General features: G+C 49.8%; 3 protein-coding genes. All 3 read left to right on the top strand.

Going from position 1 to position 6,796, the window contains the following annotated elements:
• Positions 1-1,430, top strand: a 1,430-nt coding sequence (locus ACO0K4_RS15215; protein WP_422957483.1) for a beta strand repeat-containing protein, incomplete at its 5' end; no start/stop codon positions are given.
• 554 nt (positions 1,431-1,984) lie between these two features.
• Entirely contained in the window at positions 1,985-3,757 is a 1,773-nt protein-coding gene (locus ACO0K4_RS15210; RefSeq protein ID WP_422957482.1) for a DUF4214 domain-containing protein, read from the top strand.
• 1,121 nt (positions 3,758-4,878) lie between these two features.
• On the top strand, positions 4,879-6,795 hold the full coding sequence (locus tag ACO0K4_RS15205) for a type I secretion system permease/ATPase (protein WP_422957481.1): 1,917 nt from the start codon (positions 4,879-4,881) through the stop codon (positions 6,793-6,795).
• Position 6,796 lies beyond the last annotated feature (1 nt).

The raw sequence follows: 6,796 nt of genomic DNA, 5'->3' as shown, positions 1-6,796 counted from the left end.
TGACAGTGAATGACAGTGCTTTGGTTACAGTGAGTGGTTACAACACAACTAACAAACTGACAACCGTAACGGTAACTGGCGCTGGCGGTTTTACATCAGATCTGTCCGGTCAAGGTTCGCAACTGACTACTATTAACGCCTCTGCTTCTACAGGCGCTAACACTGTCACAATCAACAGTACTGAAATCTACAAAGGTGGTTCAGGCGTTGACATCGTTACTGCTGCGGTCGCTCCTACGGTGGCTGTTGATGGTGGCGCTGGTACTAACGACGTATTCGTTGTTAATGCAGCTTCCTTCTCTTTGGCAAATGTCACTGGCTTTGAAACATTGGGTGCTGGTGCTGGTGCAACTGGCGCGTACTCTGCAGCTGGCTTCGCTCATTTGACAGAAGGCGCTGTAGCTGGCGCGATCACTTGGAATACCGTCGCTGCTGGCACGGATCTGACACTGACTGCTTCTCCAACTGCTGCAACAACTTACACATTGGCAACGGATACTGCAACTGACGTGTTGAACCTGACACTGAAATCAGTAGCAGCACTCGCTGGTGGTAGCGTCACAGCAACTGCTGTTGAAACAGTCAACTTGACTTTGACAGATACAGATGCAACGAAACATATCGACACATTGACTCTGGTTGATACAGCGATCACGACATTGAAAGTGACTGGTAACGCTGGCTTAACACTGACAGCAGCGGATGTTACTTACACATCCGTTGATGCAAGTGGCATGACCAACACCGCTGGCACAGCAGCTACTGGTTTTAGCTGGACTTCAGGTGCATTGACATCCGCTGCAACAATCAAAGGTAGTGCAACTGGTGGTGACGTCATCAATGCAGCAGCATCAACAAAAGCGGTCACAATCACTGAAGTTGCTGGTACTAACAGCATTACAGGTAGCTCGACAATCGCCAGTACATTGACTGGCGGTACAGGTGCAGACACAATCCTTGGCGGTGCTGGTAAAGACGTGATTGTTGGCGGTGGCGGTGCTGACGTTATCACTGGCGGCGCTGGTGCTGACTTGATCACTCTGTCTGGTTCAACAGCCAAGATTGTCAACGCAGCACTTGGTGATTCCGGTGTAAACACATCAACAACAATCCAAACTGCTGAATTGACTTCAACATTTGACGTTGTTAAAGGCGTTGTTGCTGGCGATAAAATCCAATTGTTCACATCGACTCCAGCTGTAAACCTGTCTGCCATCAACTTGGCTGGTACAGATGATGTTGTGAACTTTGTTCACGGTACATATGATGCTGCTGCAGGTACATTCACATTTGCTGCAAATGGTCTGGATACAGCAGTAACATATGACACAACAGTCGGTGCTGGTACTGCATTTGAAACAATCATCCTGGTTGGTTATTCAGTAGGTGCAACAACTGCTATCACCGGCGGACTGATCACTCTGGGCTAAGCAGCATTTGGCTTGGATGGCTAGTAAAGTTTTTTGAACTCGGTGCCCTGAAGTTGTTTTTCAATATAAGACTTCAGGGTAAAGACGACAAAAAATGGCATTTAGCTACAAACTACAAAAGGCTCCTTCGGGAGCCTTTTGTAGTTTGTAGCTAAACATAAGTTTGCCACTAAATATTTATCCGTTATGCTTGCTTTGGGCATAGCGACCTGATTGTTTAACGATAGCGATCTGTCATGAGGTCGTCGTATCGCATGGGTATGATTAATGTCAAGACTTTAGAACTGACGCAAAACCAAGACCTCTTATCATAGAGACACAGAGAAAACGCAAGAGTAAGCAGCTCCAAAAATATCGATATCAAAGCATCCGTAGGCAGAATGCGCCTGCCGGCACAGAATGCTTCTAAAAGCCGCATGCAGCCTGCGTGCTCAATGCATAAAGTGGTCGAGAATTCTTATTTTGCGCAAGCCCTAGGCTTATTCGATATTGCAATATTGCAACGGATCTATTTAGTCATTACAATCATGACATCATTTATTTGAAAGTGCAGCATGGCAACGATAACCGGTACATCAGGCAAAGACACTCTCACTGGCGGTCCTGGTGATGATGATATTTATGGCTTGGCGGGTGATGACACGCTGGATGGCGGTCTGGGTCATAACGTGTTGATTGGTGGTAGCGGTGATGACCTTTATCTGGTGCATAGTCGTAATGATTATATTTATGACTCAAGCGGTAATGACAGCGCGATTGTGTATGTCGATTTTTACAAGACGAATAAATATGTAGAAAACTGGACCTGGGCACCTGGCGTACAAAAATTGCCTTACTGGATTGACGCTTTGCTGCCGAGTAGCGCGCCGATTGATTCTGGTTTGCTGGGCGCTGGCAAGACGTTTTTATTTTGCTTTCCAACGACGGCACCTGCGTATTTCACTGCGGATGATGCCAAGGGTTTTCAGGCTTTTAATGCGGCACAGATTGCTTTCGCCAAGCAGGCGTTTGCCTATATCTCTAGTGTGATCGATGTGAAGTTTGTTGAAACCAGCGATCCTACCGGTGCTAATACCATCGTCATGACCGATAACCAGCAGACTGGTTCGGCGGGTTATGCCTACTACCCTTGGGATGATGCGACGGCAAGCGATGTTTTTCTCAATTATGGGGGGATCAGCGTTGCAAATCTGACCCCGGCAGACGGCAAATATGCGGCATTGACGATGATTCATGAGCTGGGTCATGCGCTGGGCTTGAAGCACACCTTTATCACCGCAGATGCAACGGGAAATACCGGTGAGGGCCCAGCGTTGCCGACTGCTGAAGACAGTACGTTGTGGAGTGTGATGAGCTACAACGATTACACAGCGAGCTATCACCTGAAGTATTCTCCTTTCGATCTGGCTGCCCTGCAGTATCTGTACGGCCCTAGTACCGCTGTGCAGACCGACACGACCTTTGTCCTGAAAAGCACCGCAACTAATATGATTTGGGACGGTGGGGGTAATGACACGATCGACGGCAGCGCACAGACGCAGGCGATTACCTTGTATCTGGAGCCGGGTTATTGGGGCTATATTGGTCAAAAATCCGACCTGATGTCGACCGCGGGACAGATCACAGTCAATTTTGGCACGGTGATCGAGAATGCCATCGGTGGTAGCGGCAATGACGTGATCACGGGGAATGCGGTAAATAACACGTTGTCGGGCGGCGCGGGCAATGACTGGCTGGAGGGATTGGGCGGTAACGATACGATTAACGGCGGTGCCGGTGTCGATACGGCAGCGTATGTCCATGCTAAATCGAATTACACCGTGAGCGTCAGCGGTAATGCGATATCGGTCAGCGATAAGCTGGGTACGGATGGGAATGATAGCCTGTTAAATATAGAGCGCTTGCAGTTTACGGATGTGTCGGTCGCCTACGATATCAGCGGTATTGCGGGCGAATGCTATCGCTTATACCAGGCGGCATTTGACCGTACGCCGGATTTAACTGGCCTCGGTTACTGGATCGCGCAGATGGATAACGGTTATGCGCTGAAGAGCGTGGCAGGCAACTTTGTTAGCTCGTCCGAGTTCCAGACACTGAACGGTGTAAATGCAAGTGATTCGGTATTTATTACCAATATCTATAAAAACGTATTGCATCGCACACCAGATGCGGGTGGCTTGCAGTTCTGGCTGGATTCACTCGGTGCCGGTGGGCAATCCCGTGCGACGGTGCTGGTGAACTTCAGCGAAAGCGCGGAAAATCAGGCGCAAGTCATTGGCAAAATCACAAACGGTATCGATTACGCGCCGTATCTGTTGCATATCTGATCGCTGCGTTATTTGCGTCATCACGTTAGCGCAAAATCTCTGTAGAACGCTTGTCTTGTTGGCGGTATTGGCAGATGAGTGCAGCCCCTCTCTCGCATGCGGGAAAGGGGATGGCAACAGCGAAGCAGCCGCATCGACATGCTTAGCTCCTATTGGACATCTTGGCGGTTCAAATTCAATCCGCAATACAGACGCGGCTTTCAAAGGCATTTCGGGCCAGAAGCCGCATCTGTATTGCGGATTGCTTTCGAGATCTTCTAAAAATTCCTTGAATCGCTAGTCGATCAAACTGTTTACGCCTGTTTTTCTCTGCGTCTCTGTGCCTCTGTGGTGAGAGGTCTTGGTTTTGCGTCAGTCTTAGAGCATTCCGGCGAAGGCCGGAATCGAATGACGTCATTACCCAAAGACGCTAACCCCCTGCCTGCGCAGGGATGACGACGCTAGGTTTGCGGCCTAACTGAACGACATTACTGCTTACTCCTGTTTTCTCTGCGTCTCTGTGCCTCTGTGGTGAGAGGTCTTGGTTTTGCGTCAGTCTTAGAGCATTCCGGCGAAGGCCGGAATCGAATGACGTCATTACCCAAAGACGCTAAACCCTGCCTGCGCAAGGATGACGACGCTAGGTTTGTGGCCTAACTGAACGACATTACTGCTTACTCCTGTTTTTCTCTGTGTCTCTGTGCCTCTGTGGTGAGAGGTCTTGGTTCTGCGTCAGTCTTAGAGCATTCCAGCGAAGGCCGGAATCGAGTGACGTCATTACCCAAAGACGCTAACCCCCTGCCTGCGCAGGGATAACGACTTTAGGTTTGGGACTTAACTGAACGACATTACTACTTACTCCTGCTTTTCTCTGTGTCTCTGTGCCTCTGTGGTGAGAGGTCTTGGTTTTGTGTCACTCTACGAGCACTCTTACAGTCGATCTGCCCCTTGTTGTCAGTTAGGCATTTCAGAGTGCCTCTCAGGTGATGCAAATCCTCTTTGCAATGCGACTTTTATTGTGTTACGCTTCCAAAAATGTGATGTACGTCACATTTTTACGGAATTAAAATCGCGATAATCCCTCCCGACTGACGCGTTCGCTCCTTGTAGCTTGGCACTTTTGTGCAGATGGACCCCAAGAAATGATATCTAAATTAAAACTTCCTAAGAACGAGATTTTTGAAGTCCTCAGATCGTTCAAGAGCGCCTTTCGCACGGTTGGTGTGTTTAGCGCCATTATCAATCTGCTGATGCTTGCACCGTCGTTGTACATGTTGCAGGTGTATGACCGTGTCTTGCAGAGCCGGAACGAGATCACTTTGCTGATGCTGACTCTGCTGATGCTGGGCGCTTATGTTTTGATGAGTGCCTTGGAATTTATCCGTAGTTTTGTGCTGATACGGATTAGTGCCAAACTGGACATGCAGATGAATAAGCGTATTTATACTGCCGCGTTTGAGCAAAACCTGAAGCGTGGTGGCGGTAATGCGGGTCAGGCTTTGCAGGATATGACGCAGATTCGTCAGTTTTTGACGGGCAATGGTTTGTTTGCGTTCTTTGATGCGCCTTGGTTTCCGTTGTATTTGCTGGTTATTTTTATGTTTGACGTGTACCTCGGTTTATTTGCTTTGGCGGCTGTTGTCGTGATGGTCATCCTGGCATATGTCAATGAAGTCGTTTCAAAAAAACCGCTGACCGAGGCGAATGCGATGGCAATCGCGTCGAGCAACCTGGCGGCTAATAATTTGCGTAATGCAGAGGTCATTGAGGCGATGGGTATGCTGCCAAACCTGATGGCACGCTGGTTCTTGTTGCACGGACGCTTCTTGCAATTGCAAGCAGAGGCAAGCGAAAAGTCGGGCATCGTTACGGCAATCAGCAAGTTTTTCCGTATTTCTGTGCAGTCGCTGGTGTTGGGCTTCGGTGCCTTGCTGGTGATTGAGGGCAAGATGTCTCCCGGGATGATGATTGCGGGATCCATTTTATTGGGTAAAGCAACGGGGCCGATCGATCAGTTGATCGGTGTCTGGAAACAGTGGAGCAGTGTCAAGAGTGCGTACGAACGTCTCAATGAACTGTTATCGGCTAATCCGCCGCGCAAGGTCGGTATGGATCTGCCTAAGCCGCAAGGTGCCGTGTCTGTCGAGACAGTGACTGCCGCGCCACCGGGATCTCAGGTAGCTGTCCTCAAGGGACTCAGCTTTGCCCTGGTGCCGGGAGATGTATTGGGTGTCATTGGTCCTTCAGGTTCGGGTAAATCGACACTGGCACGTCTGCTGGTGGGTGTCTGGCCTGCTGCTGTTGGTAAGGTGCGTCTGGATGGCGCTGATATCTTTCAGTGGAATAAAGACCAGCTGGGCCCAAGCATCGGCTATCTGCCGCAGGATATTGAGTTGTTTGCCGGTTCTGTATCGCAAAACATTGCGCGCTTCGGTGACATTGATTCTGAGAAGGTGATTCTGGCCGCAAAACGGGCGGGTGTGCACGATATGATTTTGCATTTCCCTCAGGGCTACGACACTTTGTTAGGTGACGGCGGTGCTGGTTTGTCTGGCGGACAGAAGCAACGTATCGGTCTGGCACGGGCGATGTATGACGATCCTTCTGTGCTGGTATTGGATGAACCTAATTCCAATCTGGATGATGTCGGTGAGCAGGCACTTGTTGTTGCTGTCAATGATTTACGCCAGCATGGTAAAACCATTATTTTGATTACGCACCGTACCTCGATTCTCGGAGTAACGACCAAGTTATTGCTGCTGCGTGACGGCGTTGCCCAGGCTTTTGGTCCAAGAGATCAGGTGCTGGCAGCATTGAATCAGGCGAATCAGCAGGCACAGCAACAAGCACAGCAAGCCCAGCAGGCGCAACAGCAAGCACAGCAACAAGCTCAACAACAAGCTCAACAACAAGCGCTCGCGGCACAGCAGGCCACGCAGGCAGAGTCAATGGTTGCACCATCGGAAACGCCGGCAGCAACAGAACCACCGGCAGATACTCAGGCACGTTTAGACGCAGCCGCCCTTCAGCAAGCTGATGCCGCAGCGGAACAGGAATAGT

The sequence above is a fragment of the Undibacterium sp. RuTC16W genome (assembly GCF_049339445.1).
In the GTDB taxonomy this organism is placed as follows: domain Bacteria; phylum Pseudomonadota; class Gammaproteobacteria; order Burkholderiales; family Burkholderiaceae_D; genus Undibacterium.
The sequence above is the reverse complement of the archived record's forward strand: the minus strand, read 5'-3'. Positions and strand labels throughout refer to the sequence as shown.

Coding starts and splice junctions, on each gene's coding strand:
- ACO0K4_RS15210 (WP_422957482.1), top strand. CDS start 1,985: ATGGCAACGATAACCGGTACATCAGGCAAAGACACTCTCACTGGCGGT.
- ACO0K4_RS15205 (WP_422957481.1), top strand. CDS start 4,879: ATGATATCTAAATTAAAACTTCCTAAGAACGAGATTTTTGAAGTCCTC.